This is a genomic window from Burkholderia sp. BCC1977 (genome assembly GCF_905339595.1).
In the GTDB taxonomy this organism is placed as follows: Bacteria; Pseudomonadota; Gammaproteobacteria; order Burkholderiales; family Burkholderiaceae; genus Burkholderia.
In genome coordinates, this window is sequence record NZ_CAJPGQ010000046.1 from 17,363 (window position 1) to 34,580 (window position 17,218).

Below are 17,218 nucleotides of genomic sequence, written 5' to 3' on the forward strand. Positions count from 1 at the left end.
GCAGGCGATACAAAACGTCCGATTTTAACGGGTTCGACCCGCGCACCGCAGTTTCGGGCCGCGGGCACGGCCGGCGCGCCCCGGTTCGGCGCGCTCGATCTCAGCCGGCGAGCGGCAGCACGCGAATCCGCAGCGTGGCCGTTTCGGTCGCGCCCGGTGCGAGCATGCGCAGCCCGAGGCCGTTGTGGATCGCGTCCGGCAGGCCGAGCCACGGCTCGACGCAGTAGAAGTCCGATTCCGGTTTTTCCGTCCAGGTCGTGACCGCGTACCACGGGATCGAGCCCGGTACGTCGAGCGCGATCTCGATCGTGCGGCGGCGGCCCGGCATCACGATGCGCACCGGCGTGGACGGCGCGCCGTCGAGGCAATGGAAGCGGTCGAGGATGTCCGGATCGCCGAGGCTGTACGACGCTTCACCCGGCTCGAGCGGGCTGATCGAGCCGTCGGCGCGCTGCATGCAGCGGCGCGTCGGCGGCAGCTCGAGCGTGGTTTCCGCGCGCTCGCCGTGCGGCAGCGCGAAATAGAAATGGTGGCCCGCGTAGTAGGGCAGCGGCGTGTCGCCGAGGTTGGTCGTCGTGAGCGCGACCTCGAGCGTGTGCGCGTCGGCGAGCCGGTAGGTCGTCTCGAACCGGAAATCGAACGGATAGCCGCCGCGCAGCGCGTCGTTCGCATCGAGCGTCATCGACAGCGCGGCGCCGTCGGCCGACGGCCGGGCAGCGAACGGCAGGTCGCGCGCGAAACCGTGCATCGGCAGGTCGCGGACCTCGCCGGCGGCATCGCGCCAGCGACCCAGCTCGCCGTCGACGCGATGGCGGCCGAGGAACGGGAACAGCAGCGGATTGCCGCCGCGCACGCGCGCGAGGTTGCTCCAGTCGGCCGTTTCCGGCCAGAAGATGACCGGCTCGCCGTCGACGTGCCACGACAGCAGGCGGCCGCCGAATTGCGGGGCGACCCGAACGAGCGACGGGCCGGCGTGGAGTTCATGAATGTCGTGCTGCTGGAAGATCGGCATGGCGAATCGGGATGAACGGGTGGGCGGGGTGCGCGATGGCGCGCTCCATTATCGGGCTGCGAGGCGGTCGGGGAAAACCCTTCTCGGGGAAATCGCGAGTTTTTCAACCTGCCGACGGTCTGGATAATGCCTGTAAACCGGTGATGTTGCCGGGTCATGACACTTCGTGGAGGGGGCCATGGATCTGGCAATGGCAATGGGAATCGCACTGTTCGGCATGTTCACCGGTAGCACGGTATTGTTTTTCTATCAGCTCGGCCGCTGACGGCAATTTCTGCCGGAATCGAAAGGCCCGCCATGCAAATGGCGGGCTTTTTGCTTTCTGCGCGCTTACAAATTGCAAGCGTTTGTGTGCAGTGCCGCAATAAGCAGCCAAATGCCTTGGCGCAGTAATCCTGGCTGGGCATAATCGGGGCGCGTTTTTCGGACGCGCGATGCGTCGTCCGCTCTTCTACCCGATTGATCACCACTAAAAGGACCGACGCGTGAGTCTCTGGTTTCTGGTATTCCTGAGCGTCCTGCAGGGCGTCACCGAACTCTTCCCCGTCAGCAGTCTTGGCCACACGCTGCTCGTGCCCGCGCTGTTCGGCATGCACATCGACAAGCATGCGCCGCAGTTGCTGCCGTTCCTCGTCGCGCTGCACCTCGGTACCGCGCTCGCGCTGCTGTGGTATTTCCGCGCACGCTGGATTGCGCTGATCGGCGGTTTCTTCGCGCAGCTCGGCGGCCGCAAGAACGACGACGGGCACCTGATGTGGGCGCTAATCATCGGCACGATCCCGACCGGGATCGTCGGCCTGCTGCTCGAGAAGCGCATCGAGCGCGTGTTCCACGACCTGCGGATCGTCGCGATCGCGCTGATCATCAACGGCGTGCTGCTGTGGATCGGCGACCGGATCCAGCGCAGCCGCGCGCACCAGCCGCCCGAGAAGATGACGTTCAAGCAGGCGTTCTTCGTGGGCCTCGCGCAGATCGGCGCGCTGATTCCGGGTTTCTCGCGCAGCGGGCTGACGATGATCGCCGGTAACGCGGCCGGGCTGACGGCGGAGAAGGCGGCGGAGTTTTCGTTCCTGCTCGGCACGCCGATCATCTTTGCCGCGGGCGTGCTCGAACTGCCGAAGCTGTTCCATGCGCGCGACCAGCTCGCGGACGCGCTGCTCGGCGGCGTGCTGACGGCGATTGCGGCTTATCTGAGCGTGCGGTTTTTGATGCGCTATTTCGAAGGGCGCGGGCGGTTGGCTTCGTTCGGCGTGTATTGCGTGATCGCCGGGGTGTTTTGTCTTGGCTGGTTCATGCTGCATCCGCAGCCGGTTTGATGGCGGCGGCGCCGGTCGTGCGTCGCGCGTGATGTGACGCGATGATCGGGTATAATTTCGGGCTCGGCTTCATGCCGGGCCCGTTTCGTTTGGGGGCTTTGAGCTGGTGGTTGTTGTTGTGGTGGTGCTCGAAGCCTTGCGCGTGAAATGCGGTCCGGGTTGTGTGGCCGTGTCTTTTCCCTCGACCGCCCTTAGCTCAGTTGGATAGAGCAACGGCCTTCTAAGCCGTAGGTCACACGTTCGAATCGTGTAGGGCGGGCCAATGAAATCAATGGGTTAAGTGGTGTGTTGGCGCGGATATTCGGGCTCTTGCATTTTCGTGTAGGTGTCGTGTAGGCATTTCTGGTCTATCTCGATCCATTCCGATCTCAGTCGTTCACTCGGTTCAGCGACGTCCACTATGTGCCGGAGCCGGGAGCGGCCTTCTCAGTGTCGTCGCGCAGATTGGGGGGCACAAACCAATCTGCGATCGCCCAGAAGCACTATTGGCGCGGGCCGCGCGATTCGCTTCGTATGTGACACGACTAGACCGAGTGTGGATGCTGGAACAGCCGGGTACTGGTATCTAGGTCGATGCGGATTGAATGCCTCTAGGTGTTGCCTGCACTGAGCATCGTCGGTCATCAGCGCACGTCGCGATAAAATCAGGTCGTCACGGCGACGGTCGATGACACCAACAACTACCGCGCGACACGGGTTATGGCAAACAGGACGTTGCAAGAAGAAATCATCGCTGCCGGATGGCAGTTTTATGCCGTCGAGTTGCGGACAAGAGGTGAATGAATGTCTCTCTTTCGCAACTTCATTTCACTGAGTGATGTAATCGGTGTTGTCGCGAACAGCATTGCCGTCGATGACATCAATCTCGCCTCGAGGGCGCACTGTGCCGGGTTCGATGACGACGCGGGTGCCTTCGAAAACAGATTCGAGACCGCGTCGAAGAGGCGACTCTATCAAACGTCACGGGCTGCTGAACGACTCGGAGCAGCCATCGCGAATACCGCAAATGGTCAACGCCTGCGCTGGTTTGACGTGACCTTGGGCAACGGCGATGAGTACTGGCAAAGCGCGGCGGCTTGCAACGAGGGACTGGCCTTGCTGGCGGACATGGCGAAGTGGGAGCGCGCGGCTGAGGAGGCGCAGTGCACGCGTGCTCGCATGGGTGGATCGCGATGGGCGGAGCCGGCACCTGAACCGGCGCGCTTTCTCGATATGCCGACCATGCCTCGCATCCGACTGATTGGTTTCGATCCGGACGAACTCGCTGGCTTCCTTCTGGATCAGCAAATCCCGAACTCTCTGGTTGTGCCGCTACCTGGCGTCTTGTCTGCAACAGGAAGTAGCGACTCACATTTGAGTGTATCCGCTGGTGTTGTGGCCGACCCAATTGTCGCCGGCGACGAATCGGCGGCGCCATCAGCATTGAAGAGCGAAAAAAAATCGAGGGCGAAGAGTGCAGGCCCGCGACCTCCGATGCCGTTGCCAGAGAACCGGGACTACCTGTCGACGGAGGAGTTTGCGGCAGTCATGGGTGTCCAACCAAACACAATCCTGAAAGCGCGCCACAAGGTGGGGCACTATTGCGGCATTCGCGCACTCAAGTTGCCGGAGAATCGCCTGCTGCGCTGGCCGGCCGCGGACATTCGGGCAGTACTAGCGAAAAGGGCGCCATTGGCTGCAAACACGGAAGAGGACGAGTAAGGGACTCGCCCCCGGTCGTCCAAATGATCCTATCTGGATAGCTCTTCAGAACGATCAATTCCGTGGCCGCTTTCGGGCAAATGGGTTCCAGGCGGTTGGACGTGCAATCGGTGTCACGCAGCCTGCGGCGTTAGTTGATCAGCCGATCGATCAATCAGAAAATCCTCTTTCTTCTTGCCTGTCGCTATTTCGTCGACAAGCCATTTCGGCTTGGGACCGCGACCGGTCCACGTCTCGCCGGTATCAGGCTGCCGGTATTTCGCCGGACCAGCTGACTTGGTGGATGGAGGTTTGCCCCCGGCGCCCCCCGATTTAGCAGTCAGGCCGAGGTCGGCTGCAGTAATGCCGTACTTGGCGATTTTCCGCTTCATGTCGGTGATAGCGTCGGTCTTTTCTCTCTTCTTCAATTCAGCGGCCTGCTGTTGCAGGTGTTCAATCTGTGCCTGAATTTCGTCGTAGGTTGTCATGGTCGGTTCCCGGTAATCGGTAGATCTGCAATGATGACATGGGGCGATCATGCCCGCTACAGTACTGACTTGATTCATAGCGGCGGAGCCGCGCCCGATAGCAGCCGACTCCACTGTTGTTCCTGCATCTCTCGCGAACCCATCTTTTTTCAGTCGACATGTCGAACGGAATCACCGCTGACCAGGGCCCACACGGAATCCACAACTCGTTTTCCCCGCGTGCAGGTGGGGACGAACTGCAATATCGACTCCCGTCGGTACAGGGTGCGTACCCTATCGATTCATTCCCGGAGATAGTCAGAAAGGCGGTAACCGATGTAGATGCCGAACTGGGTGGTGGAGTCGAATTGGGAGCGTCCGCCGCGTTGGCCGTCGTCTCGCTGGTATGCCAGGAGTTCGTGAACGTCCAACGTCCGAAGCTTCCTCCAAGTGCGTGTTCCCTGTTCCTGATCACCGTCGCTGGAACCGGGGCAGGGAAATCCGAAATACAGGGAAGATTCATGAGTGCGGTGGAGCAGTTCGAGCGTGAGGAAGAAGCTCGTGCGCAAAGCGTATCCGACGACTATCAGGATCTATCCGGTCGAGACCGGCTTTCCCAGTTACAGACGTTGCGGGCAGAGCGTGAGGAGGTGCTTGCGAGTTACGACGATCTACACGGACAGGACGAAAAGCTCGAAAAGAAGGAGAAAGCGTCTTTCCGCGAGGTCCCGCATCTGCGACGTAATGTAGGCACTAGCCGTGCTGAACGGGAACGCGAATGGCTCCAATCGACGCAGCAGGTGCGTATGGAAAGGCAGGCACTCAAGCCTCGTCTGAGTGAACTCAAAAAAAACCTGGCCGAGATTGACCGGGAAATCTCCTCGCTGTTGGGCAACGCCGCCCGTCGACTTGTTTATGGACGCGGATCGTTTGCCGGCTTCCGTAATGGGCTTCAGGACAAGTGCCGATCGGCAGGCATCATTTCGGCGGAAGCGGGCGGAATTCTCAATAGCCAGATGGTGACGCGCAACATGGATGCGTGGAATGACCTGTGGGGTACTGAATTCTTCCGCGAAACCTATGACAAGCGCGAATACGTTATTGACGCACCGCGTCTGACAGTCGCGCTGATGCTTCAACCCAAGCAGTTCAAAAAGTTCGTTGACGCATACGGCGAAAATGCGCTTGACAACGGCTTTTTCTCCAGAACACTTCTACTCGAGGTCCCGCGACAGTCGCCCAGGCCTGCAGGTGGAACCGACGAACCGATCAATAGTATTCCCAGCCTCGAGAAATTTCATGGACGCGTGCGAGAAATCCTGGACCAGGATTTTCCTTGGATTGCCGAACGCCTTGTCTTGAGACTGACCGGGAAGGCGCGGCGCTACTGGGAAGGGTATTACAACGAGCTGAACGCCGCGCTGGATCGAGGGCAATTCGACCCCGAGATGGCGGGGTTCGTGCGAAAGCTTCCAGAGCAGGCCGCGAGAGTCGCTGCGCTCTTTCACTACTTCGAGCACTATCCGATCACGACAATCCACCGTGTGGACCAGAGCACCGGCCGCGTGACTCTGGCCAATAACGAAATTCCAATGGAAACAGTCCGTGCAGCAATCGGGCTCTGTGACTGGTACATGGCAGAATTTCGCAAGCTAGTGGTTTCGCATCAGCTTCCAGAAGAGTTCACTTCATGGGTTTATTCGGCCCAGGTCAGAACCAGCGCGGACAGAATCTACCAGACGATCCAACGGAACTACCGCAAGTACGAAGCACGTCAGCAAAGCTCCTGTATCCGACTGTCGTACCGGGATGTACAGAACGGTAACCGGACGATAAAGAATCGCGCCGACATTCTTGCCGCGCTTCATTGCCTGGCCTCGGAGCAGAAGGTGTATCTCGGCAGTGGTCCGAATGGTGGAGTCTTCGTTTGCTTCAATCCCTTTCACACATACTCTTGTGGTCGTTGTACTTATCCCGTAGCGGCTCAGAGCAGTCTCACAACTACGCTCCACGAAACTCAGGGAATGCACTCGGGTAATGAGAGCAATGAACATGAAACAGTAACGCAGGGAGGAGGAGACGAGTGGTTGAGCCAGCGAGATGATGCGAGTGAGCGTTCTCTTCTCGATGAAATTGCCGCTCAGAACCCACACCTGTTTTCCGAGAACGGCACTCAATCCGTAATGGATGAAGGAGAGCACGGTCCTGCCTCTTCTCTGCAGCCGGAAGTGCCGAAAAGCAGTGGCGAGATCAAGTCAATTGAAATGGATGATGTCGCCGACTTTCGTTGGGCTGAGATGAGAAGGCAGATCCAGGGAGGGCACTCCGAATTGGGAACTTCGGCGCCAAAGGAGGATGAAGGTAGTACGGGCGAGGCGCTTGACTAGTCGAAATAGGCAAAAACCATGAGAGTCTTGTTCAGGATAGGGGGCGTTTCATTTTCTCAAGCTGCTACAGTAGTAGGAGTAGTGGTGTAGAAATTTGGTCGGAGTGGCTGGGCCATGCGTACGTAAGATCGGCACTGGATGCGCTTATAGTGCTAGAAATCAATGACATATCCAAAACGTTTCACGATATGGGATATGCTACATCGCCTGAGACGTGCGCGCGGGGCGCCGCGTTATCCTGAGGTCCAGGTGTAGGCCGTTGCCCTCGTGCTTTTGGTTCAATCAATCAAAGACGTCGAGCGTCGGAAGAGTCGCTACTTTGGGGCAACGGGAGTGTGAGGTCGGATTGAGAGGCGGCCCGGACTATTCAAATCAGTGGAGCTTGAATTCGCCTTCGTTGGCTGGCTGAGAACATACGATCCTGGAACGCTAACTCGTCGTGCTATAGAAAACAGAAAGGCTCGTGCCGGCCGGGATCTTCGGTTCGAGGTCCCTCCGTGTACCAATGTTTATTCTCTTTATGAATTCCGGATTGGAACGTTGTTATATCGTCTCTAAACATAGCAGACGAGTTAGCGTAGACACATCTACCCAGAGCAGAACGAGTTAGCACACCCCCATTCCCGTACATGACTGACTCCCTCCCGGTGTCGATTACGACTTCTCATCATAGGGGCCTCATCATAGACCGACAGTAAGCGATGGATCAGCTGGAGTCGTCTCCTTGTGTCAAGTTAGGGTATTTTTTACTGCTGTCCTGAATGCTAGGGAGGAGCAGTGCACCTGCGATAGGCCTGCTCTCTCAACAATTCCCGTGAGTCGATCCGTCGAATCGACGACACCCCAATTACCTAGCGACTCAGGACAGACAATGAACATCGAGAATGAAGCGAACGGCTTCGACCGCCACCCGCTTGAGGACGAGGATCAGACGATCAAGCTGTATCAGACTCTCCTTTTCGATCTGAAAGGAGACAAGGTCGAGTCCGTCTACGGACCGCATGAGGGAAGCATTGCCAGTGACGTTGACTACATCACGGAGTGCGTGAGGAGGGTAATGCTCGGCAACCGTCAGCTGTTCCATTTGGTTCCCGTGAGAGTGAACCCTGAGGTCCGACCCAATACGCTGAGCATCAAATCCAGTCAGCTCGGTGAGTGCTTGCTGAAGTGCCTGCAAATGGATCTGGATCGTGTGATCGACGAGTATCCCGCTATTGGAAAACACAATCGGTACTTCGATGTATTCCGAAGAGCAGCGACGCGAGCGATTAGACTCGAGAGCGGGACAGCACCATTCAACGTATTCGCCAGAGAGCGGTGGCTTTGCTTTCTCGATAGAAACTTCTGGCCGGATGAGGCACTGGCTCTGTTCGTGGAGAGCCTCAACGAAATCGTGAACGAGATTCTTCGAGAGGGAAATAGCGACGCTTTCCGGGATTGGAAGAGGGCATTCGAGCGGCAGCCGGGTGAGAACGAACAGACGCTGTGGTCGCTCATTCTCGCGTGCATGAATGTGAACCACCATCTGTCGATACTGCGGTTCGATCTCGGGTATGCGCAGTACTATTGCGACCCGGAACTTTCGGGAGCGTTGGCGATTACCTACGACGAAGTGAGGCGACATCGGGTAGCGCTGAGACGCTTTCTCAAGCAGGAACTGAAAAAGAGGCTTCGGCCGGGTGCGTGCAAGGGCATGGGCTTCGCGATCAAAGCGGAATACGGCCTGGACAAGACGTACCACTTCCACGTCATCGTGATCCTCAATGGTGATGTCGTCGGCGAGGACATCTCGGTAACAGAGACGATCTGTGATCAGTGGCGGGACACGATCACGAATGGTAAGGGCGGCGCGTACAACTGTAACAAGGCGAGTTACAGGGAGCGCGGTATTGGCTCGATCCGGTATTCGGATGAGAAGCTGCGGATTCTCAGGACGAAAGTCGTGCCGTACGTGACGAAGCCGGACTTCTATATCGGGATGGTGAAGCCTGAGAAGCATCGCTCATTCTGGCCGAGTCATCCGCCGAAGATCGAGGCGAGCAGAAGAGGGCGGCGACGCGGCAAGTCGGAGTCGTGGGGTATTGTTGACAGCTCAGCGCAGGCGAAATAACTCTTCGCGGACTTGGTCCAAGGTGTCGCCTTGCTCGACAAGAATCCGCACTGGAACAACTAGCTCAACGCGCTCCAGCAAGTTCGAGGCATGCGCCTGGCAGCGAATGGCGCCCGTCACAGTACCTTGGCCGATAGTGCTAGGCCGGAACGTTATCTCCAAGGCATGGGGTTCGTGCTGATGCCGGAATTCGTCGCATTCCAGCGTCCATTCCGTTGCTTCCTCTGTCGGGCGGTGAGTTTTCCAGTAAAAGCTGTTCGGGTCGCGTCTTTGCTTCGCCCACGCATCCCTCAGTGTCGGCAAACGGTGTTGGAGGTTGGGGGAAAGGGCACCGGACATAGCGTGGAGTGCCATGAAGCGATCCGCGATATTGACATACGCGCCAGCTGGAGGCGTCGGCGGCGTGGTGAACAATGGCTTGTCTTGATCGTCGTTGCCGTGGTCGTCATTGCTTGCGGGTTTGCCGAAGACGATCGCACCTTCCGCCTGCAACGAGATGAGCAGATTTTTCGCAGGCTGTTGCCCGGCATTCCCGATTACAAGTGTCATGGTTGAGTACAAGCCATCGTTCAACGGGCGATGGATGTTCTCGAGTGTGGATCGAGTCTGACGCAGCCACTCCGGATAGGCTTTCTTCTGGTAGTAATCGATCTCCTGCGCACTCGCGGGCTTCCATTCTTGATAGAGATTGAGCGATCTTACAAGGCCGGAATACTTGTCATCGCGATGGCGCGCGGGCGGTTCCTGCGGAAAGTCGCTCTCCATCGGAAACATTGTCCCGATCTCATCCATTAGCGTTTCAATTTCTGATCTCGTCAGCGCCGGAAACAACGTGATTGTTGCCGCGATCCGGTTGTCCGGAATATCGACCACAGCGAAGGTAAGTTCGGGATGTACGCTGGACAGGCGCGCGACCGTTTTGCGCAGCTCCTCGATCGTCTTATCGCGCTCGTCCTTTTCGGGCGGAAGCTTCCACTGTGTTGGTAAGCGCTGAAAGGAAAGCTGCTGCGATTTGGCGGTCACAAGTGCCGCCGTGTCATTCGAGAGGAACGTTACCTGAACACCTGCATTTCGCCGCTTTACCCACAGTGCTTCCGCCACGATCAGATCATCTGGATTTTGCAGGTCCAATTCCGGAAAGTCTTGGGCGTTGATTCTCGGCATGAGTAGTTCAACGCTGACGGTGAAATTGCGGACGATGGTAGTGATCCGGTTGTCGTCTGAATCGAGAAGTTGCGCAAACAGGCCAGAAGCCTTGCGCGCTCGGGATGCCCGGCGGGCATTGCCGCCGTCCTTGTGGCGGTCGATTTCGCGCTGGACCGCGCGCGGCACTACGACCGTAACGTCAATGTCCTTGCTCACCAACGACCAGTCGAGCGTTTGGTAATCAAGACATTGCAGGAAAAAATTGGTGTCCGGTACAAAGATGTGCATGACATGTGCAAGGGTTGGCCGCCTCAGCTTTGGAGCGATAGGATATCGGCATGGTTCTAAGATCCCGTGCTTCGATCTTACGATATCCAGTGATCGTCTTTGTATGGATCGAAGCAGAAACTGCCGGATTCCCTTCGTCAGAGAATCCGGAGATGACCGATCTGTCCGATCCACGGCGAGAGTCTCAAGTGATCAGATCGGTGATGTCGGGCGCGTCGCATTTCGACGTAGGCTCGAGGTCTACTTCCTTACGACACGTAAGGTTGCGCGTCGAACTGTGTCGTTGGGTGCCGCGGTTAAAGCAGGTGTTGGCCATTGATTGAACGGCAATTTTGCAGAGTCACGGAGTTCGTTAAACATTCTCCCTTGGCGTGCTCCCGTTTCGAAGACTATTTTGCCACTGGGTCCAACGAGCCACATTTCCAGGATGCGCGGGTGATTCGGTTCGCCGCCGAAAAAGAAGTCCTGCATTTCCCAATGATGTGATTTTAGACAGAATACACGACCGACCCAGTCCTCCCTGTCGACATAAAAGACTCGCGCTTTCATGACTGGGTAGAATTGGTTACTTGCTTCCATTTCCGGCCAATGCCTAGTCCCCCAAAGTTCATAATCGGGAGGAATTGGCTTTGAGACGCTTCCACCCACCGTCTGTATTTGTAGAACTCTGTCGCCGTCTTTCAGATTTGAGAAGTGAATTTTGAACTTTCTATGCTTGATCGAGACAAGTCTCTCAGTATTGCCGACATCAAACGTGACTATTGCACCCATAAAAAACAATAAAATCAGGCCCACGCTCACGTTGGCGCTGATGGTTGGCGCAGGGGCAGCGGTCGCGAGACCGCAGTGCTCCAGTATCAGAGCCAGCACAGTGACGCAACCGCCGTGGGTTGCTGCGGAGGAAATCTCGTCGAACAGTCCGTCCATGTATGCGTCGACCTTTCTTCGATCCTCATCGTCGGTGTTCAAAGCGGACATACCCCCGCGAATCAAAACCTGAAAAGCTCCCCACGCAGCAATCAGATAGACAAAGAGCCGAGGATCGGCAATTCCCTTCACTGTTTCTGCGCTCAGCAAATTGCTATCAGCGACCTGTAGTGTTGCGTTCGGCCAAAAACGCAAGATGACGTACAGTAAAAGTCCGATTGTGGTCCAAATGGAAACAATGCGTGGGAATCGGGTTGTGAACCAGCCATGCGCCTTGCGAGCGATCTTAAAATCCGAAAAACTGGTTAATGTAGCCATGCTCTGCTGTGGTTGTAGTGGGTTAATGTCGGTGTGTCACGCATAGACAAGCCCGAGCCGGCCCCTGCGCGATACACCAGTCCTGAGTATTCATATCAGCGGTCGATGGACCTTCGAGCTGTAGGGCGGTCGCCCTCAACCTCCGGCCAAGTCGCATGCGTGGCTGGCGCATGACGACCGATTGTCGATGATCTAGATCAAGATGTCGAACAATTGCTCGTGATCGCCATTCCGAGTACGATGCCCTAGGAAGACTGTCGTAAGGATAGCCGGGGGCGGCGCTTTTCCTGTACTTCTCTTCCTTTTGTTCACCGGACTTCACCTCGCTTAAGATCGGTTTCTGGTGGCGGCGGTTTTGGGCCAAATGGAACAGCCGCATGTATAGCCGAAGCCACGAGTCGGGTTTCTAGCTGGCTAGGGGGGAATATGATAGTTGCCGAGGGGCAGTTGAAAGGAAGCTTTAAGGGTTTCAAGAATCGAGACACCATTTTTGAGTTCTACGGCGGCCGTAAGTGGCGGCAAGCTGAATACAAGTACCACTACCATTACGCATACATGCCGCGAGCCAAGGTAATACAGGAGGGCGGACGGTACCTACTCCACGTAGAAGGAGTCAATGATCCGGTTGAGGTTCGACCGGCGTAACGCTACCCGTGGGCTCAAGAGCGAATGCTTCACGTCGCACAAGCTACATCACTACGCACCGGCGCAGAGTGATGGCGACAGGGGCAGCCCAGCAATGTTTTTTGTCGCATTGCCCGGGAACACAAACAAGGTTCCGAGGAAGGTGATTGCTGAAGTCGGGGAATTGATGATTTAGTTCGCCGCTGCGAAGAACCCGAATCTAGGGAACAAGATTGGCACGGCGGTAGCGGACTCGCCAAGACGGTACGTGCTGCCTTCGACTGGAAATCGGCGATGAACCAGTTTGTATGTAGGCGCGTGGATAATGCACTGTTCAATCGCCTCACCCATAAAAATTCGGACAGGTTCCCCTCAACCACTACAACCATCGCCCCCGACGAGCGGGCGGCTGCACGAGAAGGTGCCATGGACATTCCCGAGGTTTCTGCTGATTCCACCACTATGGACCCGGCGTCGAGTTCCGCCCCAAGTGCACTGGCAGTGCCGCCTGCCGAAACAGAAGCGCTTCCGGGCGATTCACCGATCCGGCTTGCTTGCGTCGAAGTCTGTAATTTCCGACGCTTGGCAAAGACCCGCCTTGAGCTCGATGATGCCACCACTATCCTGGTGGGCGCCAACAACAGCGGCAAGACATCTCTTCTCACCGTTCTTCGCAACTTCCTCAGCGACTCGCCAGGCTTCCGCGCTTTCGACATTAGTCTCTCGCAGTGGGCGAAATTGCGGCAACTGAGCGAACTGTGGGAGGCGCTGGACGAGGACCCCACGACGGAGTCAAAGGATGCGGAAAGATGGGAGGAGCAGTATCGGCAGCTTCTAGGTTGTATGCCGTTCATTGATCTTTGGTTCGACGCTAAGGAAGGCGCGTACAACTATGTTGCCCCCTTCATTACATCGCTGAAATGGCATGGCGGTGCAGTTGGCGTGCGGGTACGACTCGAACCTGTGGCAGACGCAGATGAGTTGCGGAAGCTGGCTTGGCGCTACCGAGAAGCGCGCTCCCCAGTGCGGAAGCTTCCGAAGGATGGCCACGCGTGGCCGATGGATCTGCTTGATTACTGGTTGAGGTACTCCGCGGACCTGCGCCGCATTGCCGCTTACCGCCTTGACCCTGCGAAGGGGCCCTTAGCAACGACGCCGTGCGGTGGCCTACAAGAACTGCCGCCTGGTTCGCAGCCGGTGGAACTGCAACTTCTGCGCAAGCTCGTCCGTGTGGATTTTGTGCCGGCGCAACGGGGGCTTGGTGCGGAGGACGACGAAACGAGATCCGAGTCGGCGAGCACGCGCCCCGGGCTGTTCTCAAGCCAGCTTCTGAAATTTGCCCGGCAACACTTGAACGTTGCACCATCCGGCCATGGTAATCGCGAGGATCTGGTGGCAGCTATTGCAAGGGCTCAAGCAGAGCTTGACGATTCGATTTACAAGGCGCTCAGACCGGCGATGGAGGACGTGGAAGTTCTAGGGTATCCGGGACTGCATGACCCGCAGCAACTTCACTTCCGTACCCGCATTCAGACTGCCGACCTTCTCGCACACAGCACCGCGGTCCAGTATCGCCTAGACGAGACGGCGGTCGAAGAGTCGTTGCCGGAGCATTCTATTGGGCTTGGCTATCAGAATTTGCAGTCGCTGAGCTTCATGCTCGTGTCCTTTCGAGCCGCGCGCCTCAATCCCCCGCAGGGCTCTCCAGCGGCGGTTCACCTTGTAATGGTAGAGGAACCCGAAGCCCATTTGCACGTGCAGGTTCAACGCAACTTTTCGTCGAATGCTCACGAACTCATCCGCCCAAAGGAGCCCGTGCATAGCAATCTTCGCAGCCAATTGCTCATCAGCACGCACTCAAGCCATCTAGCCCACGGGGACAGTTTCACACGTCTGCGATATGTAAAACGGATAGCAAGTACCGGGGCGGGCGTTAGACCCAGTAGCGAGGTCGTCAATCTCGGCGACGCCTTTGGCGACGACATCCAAACCAGGACGTTCGCCGAGCGCTACTTTCAGGTCCAACACACGGACCTCCTCTTCGCGGACGCTGCCATTTTTGTGGAGGGCACTGCAGAGCGCATGCTGGTGCCGCTTTTTATCGAGCGCGACTTCCCCGAGCTTGCCAAAAAGTACGTATCGTTCCTTGATATCGGGGGCAGTCACGCGCACCGCCTCAGGCCGCTGGTAGAGCGGCTGGGGATTCCAACGGCTGTTATCACCGACTTGGACCCCGTGGTGCCGACCACGAACAAAGGCGGGCGTGTTGTGCGAGCGGCGGTACATATCACAGGTCAAGCAGACCTCGAGTGTGGGAATGACACGCTGACCTCGTGGCACCCGAAACTGGCGGATTTCCACGCTTATGGGAAGCCAACGCCCGCGCACTTGGAGTGGGTCTCTAGCTCGGGTGTAAAAGTCCGCTTCGCGTGGCAGCTTCCTATTGCCGCAGCGAGCGATCAATGGCCTAGCTCGTTCGAGGATGCACTCGTCCTGACCAACATCGATTGGTTTAAAGCGTTGGAAGAAGAGAAGGATTCCGTGTCCGGCAAGAAGAAGGATCACCGAGGCACTCTCGGCAAGGTGATAGGTCTCGTGCTCGACCACTCCGACCATACGGAGCTTCTTAAGGAACTTCACGCGATGCTGCACGGGAACTTCAGCAAGGGCGATTTCGCGGCAACACTGTTTGAACGGTTGAACGCTGGGCAAGCCTTGGCATGTCCTACATACATCGCTGACGCACTCGCCTGGCTGAGTGGTCAACTTAGCGTCACAGCCGGAGAGACCGCGTGAGCGCCGCACCGGAATCTCTCGGAAACGACCGCGATGCTCACGTAGTCGAAGAAATCTGCGGTTACGTTACGGCGACTCCACCTCGCAGCTTTTTCTTGTTCGCTGGCGCCGGGTCGGGGAAGACCAGAACGTTGGTTGAAGTTTTGCGCCGAATCACAGGAGTAGTGAAGCATGACGCGGGTGACCAATACGCAGCCCGGCTTCGGTCGCGTGGGCAATCGGTGCGCGTCATCACGTATACCAACAACGCTACCACTGTCGTCAATGGCCGACTCGGCGAGAATTACCTGACTGCGGTGTCGACCATCCACGCCTTCTGCTGGGAATTCATCAAGGGGTTCGACGAAGATATCCGAGATGCCCTGCTCGCTCGCAATGCTGAGAGCCTTGCGACTGCCAAGGCCAAGGCATTAAGCAAGGCAAAGGGGGAATCTGATAGGGACCGGGAGAAGTACGCAGAGATCGAAGCGAAGGCTGAAGAAATCCGGAAAATCGATGCATTTATCTATCATCCGGACCGCAACACCTACGGGCAAGGCGCGCTCTCGCACACCGACGTTCTACATGTGACAGCTTGGCTCATTCGTGAGCGACCAACGTTGCAGCGCATCCTTGAGGACCGACACCCTCTCATCCTCATCGATGAATCGCAGGACACGATGAAAAGTGTACTTGACGCGTTGTTCGAGCTCTCGATGAGCCGTCCCGGACGCATTACGCTCGGACTCCTGGGCGACCATCGGCAGCGGATTTATCCCGACGGGCACGACGATCTGCCCTCGCACGTACCGGAGGACTGGGCACGCCCCGCGCTGCAGATGAACCATCGCAGTCAGCAACGCATCGTCGAGCTCATTAACAAAATCTGGGACGCGGATATTGAAGGCCGTACTCAGCCCAAGACTGGCGTGCCTCAGCATTCACGGACGGAGAAAAACGGCGGAACCGTGCGCCTTTTCGTTGGCGATACCAAGACGAGCACGGCCGAGAAGATCAGGAGGGAGTCGGATTGTGCCCTCGCCATGGCTGCGGAGACTGGCTGCGCTGCCTGGCAAGATGGCACGCGCGGCTACAAGACGTTAGCGCTTGAGCACAAGCTGGCCGCCAAGCGCGGCGACTTTTTCGATGCGTATAGCGCGATGGACCTGCTGGACAAGGACGCCGCGATGCCTAAGAGCAACGGTGAGCGGACGGGTCCGGCGATGGTTCGGCCGCTGCTTGGCCCAATGCTCGAACTCGCCGAGTGTCTGCAAGCAGACGGTTCGCTGAACGAGTTCGCTGCGGTTGACGTGCTGCGCCGGCACGGAACCCTTGCAAAGCTGCCGGAGGCCAGCGCTGAACGTCAAGCCGCCTTGGATAAGCTCCATGCGGCAGTCGTGAAGTTCGCGGGCGTCATCTCTACGCCGGAAACGACGGTCCGAGATGTATTGGGGCCGGTCGTGGAAGGAGGGATATTCGATGCGGACCCCCGTCTAGTCCAGGCATACGGCGACACCTCGCCTCCACCGCCAGAACCGAAACCCAGAAGCAAGGAAGCAAAGGAGGATCGGCGCCGGCGCGGATGGTGCGCTCTCTTCCGCACGCCTTGGCAACAGATTGCTCGGTACCGCGCCTATCTTAGCGGAGACGCGGAACTTGCGACTCACCAAGTCGTCAAGGGCTCCGAGTTCAAGCACGTGATGGTCGTCATGGACGATGAGGAAGCTGGTGGCTCGCTGTTCTCTTACGACAAGCTTTTCGGTGCCGAGGAGTTGAGTTCGAATGACCGCGAGAATGTCGACGAGGGAAACGAGACCATCATCGATCGGACTCTGCGACTTCTGTACGTCACCTGTAGCCGAGCAGAGGAAAGCCTCGCGCTGGTTCTGTGGGCAAAGAACCCGACTGCGGCGCTTGACGCAATCAAACTGTCAGAATGGTTTGCCGCTAACGAGGTATCTGCTTTGGAGTAGTCGCTGTTCCGGAGTAACCTGATAGCGGAACGCATCGCGTCGATACGTGCCAGTAGTCCAGCCGTATTGGGTCGGAGGAGGAATAAGCTTCCGAGCTTTGGTCCAGACTCACGGTGTGGGGCGGAGCGTTTTGTGGCGATGGGTTGCGGAGTACAAGCGGAACGGTATTGACGAACCACGCAGCATATTCCAGGC

10 protein-coding genes and 1 tRNA gene are annotated in these 17,218 nt (G+C 57.6%); 7 read left to right on the forward strand and 4 right to left on the reverse strand.

Annotated elements, in window-relative coordinates:
* Positions 1-100: 100 nt before the first annotated feature.
* Complete coding sequence (locus U5771_RS28770) at positions 101-1,012, reverse strand: aldose epimerase (RefSeq protein WP_322027108.1); 912 nt, start codon at positions 1,010-1,012, stop codon at positions 101-103.
* A gap of 485 nt (positions 1,013-1,497) precedes the next feature.
* Here U5771_RS28770 and U5771_RS28775 point away from each other — a divergent pair, with 485 nt between their 5' ends.
* The 3 genes from U5771_RS28775 to U5771_RS28785 all read left to right on the forward strand — a co-directional run bounded on the left by U5771_RS28775 (position 1,498) and on the right by U5771_RS28785 (position 4,029).
* Positions 1,498-2,328 (forward strand): undecaprenyl-diphosphate phosphatase, encoded by an 831-nt coding sequence (locus U5771_RS28775; protein WP_322027109.1) that lies wholly within the window; start codon positions 1,498-1,500, stop codon positions 2,326-2,328.
* Positions 2,329-2,513: 185 nt separating this feature from the next.
* Positions 2,514-2,590: transfer RNA gene (locus tag U5771_RS28780), tRNA-Arg, on the forward strand.
* Positions 2,591-3,111: 521 nt separating this feature from the next.
* Positions 3,112-4,029, forward strand: coding sequence for a hypothetical protein (locus U5771_RS28785; protein ID WP_322027110.1), 918 nt, complete (start codon positions 3,112-3,114; stop codon positions 4,027-4,029).
* Positions 4,030-4,142: 113 nt separating this feature from the next.
* On the opposite strand, the gene U5771_RS28790 is transcribed toward U5771_RS28785, so the two are convergent.
* A complete protein-coding gene (locus U5771_RS28790; RefSeq protein WP_322027111.1) occupies positions 4,143-4,496 on the reverse strand; it encodes an H-NS histone family protein in 354 nt (117 codons plus the stop codon).
* 158 nt (positions 4,497-4,654) lie between these two features.
* Here U5771_RS28790 and U5771_RS28795 point away from each other — a divergent pair, with 158 nt between their 5' ends.
* Positions 4,655-6,862: a DUF3987 domain-containing protein gene (locus U5771_RS28795; protein ID WP_322027112.1), complete on the forward strand. Its 2,208-nt coding sequence runs from the start codon at positions 4,655-4,657 to the stop codon at positions 6,860-6,862.
* Between the two features lie 871 nt (positions 6,863-7,733).
* Entirely contained in the window at positions 7,734-8,972 is a 1,239-nt protein-coding gene (locus U5771_RS28800) for a hypothetical protein (protein ID WP_322027113.1), read from the forward strand.
* Here U5771_RS28800 and U5771_RS28805 read toward each other — a convergent pair.
* Complete coding sequence (locus U5771_RS28805) at positions 8,955-10,406, reverse strand: PIN domain-containing protein (protein ID WP_322027114.1); 1,452 nt, start codon at positions 10,404-10,406, stop codon at positions 8,955-8,957. The genes U5771_RS28800 and U5771_RS28805 overlap by 18 nt on opposite strands.
* A gap of 240 nt (positions 10,407-10,646) precedes the next feature.
* On the reverse strand, positions 10,647-11,651 hold the full coding sequence (locus tag U5771_RS28810) for a hypothetical protein (protein ID WP_155754215.1): 1,005 nt from the start codon (positions 11,649-11,651) through the stop codon (positions 10,647-10,649).
* 918 nt (positions 11,652-12,569) lie between these two features.
* Here U5771_RS28810 and U5771_RS28815 point away from each other — a divergent pair.
* Positions 12,570-15,071 (forward strand): AAA family ATPase, encoded by a 2,502-nt coding sequence (locus tag U5771_RS28815; RefSeq protein ID WP_322027115.1) that lies wholly within the window; start codon positions 12,570-12,572, stop codon positions 15,069-15,071.
* A complete protein-coding gene (locus U5771_RS28820; RefSeq protein ID WP_322027116.1) occupies positions 15,068-17,023 on the forward strand; it encodes a UvrD-helicase domain-containing protein in 1,956 nt (651 codons plus the stop codon). Before U5771_RS28815 ends, U5771_RS28820 begins: the two co-directional genes overlap by 4 nt.
* Positions 17,024-17,218 lie beyond the last annotated feature (195 nt).

Excerpts from the sequence above, each read along its gene's own strand:
- U5771_RS28770 (WP_322027108.1), bottom strand. The coding sequence starts at position 1,012 with ATGCCGATCTTCCAGCAGCACGACATTCATGAACTCCACGCCGGCCCG.
- U5771_RS28785 (WP_322027110.1), top strand. The coding sequence starts at position 3,112 with ATGTCTCTCTTTCGCAACTTCATTTCACTGAGTGATGTAATCGGTGTT.
- U5771_RS28790 (WP_322027111.1), bottom strand. The coding sequence starts at position 4,496 with ATGACAACCTACGACGAAATTCAGGCACAGATTGAACACCTGCAACAG.
- U5771_RS28795 (WP_322027112.1), top strand. The coding sequence starts at position 4,655 with ATGTCGAACGGAATCACCGCTGACCAGGGCCCACACGGAATCCACAAC.
- U5771_RS28800 (WP_322027113.1), top strand. The coding sequence starts at position 7,734 with ATGAACATCGAGAATGAAGCGAACGGCTTCGACCGCCACCCGCTTGAG.
- U5771_RS28805 (WP_322027114.1), bottom strand. The coding sequence starts at position 10,406 with ATGCACATCTTTGTACCGGACACCAATTTTTTCCTGCAATGTCTTGAT.
- U5771_RS28810 (WP_155754215.1), bottom strand. The coding sequence starts at position 11,651 with ATGGCTACATTAACCAGTTTTTCGGATTTTAAGATCGCTCGCAAGGCG.
- U5771_RS28815 (WP_322027115.1), top strand. The coding sequence starts at position 12,570 with ATGAACCAGTTTGTATGTAGGCGCGTGGATAATGCACTGTTCAATCGC.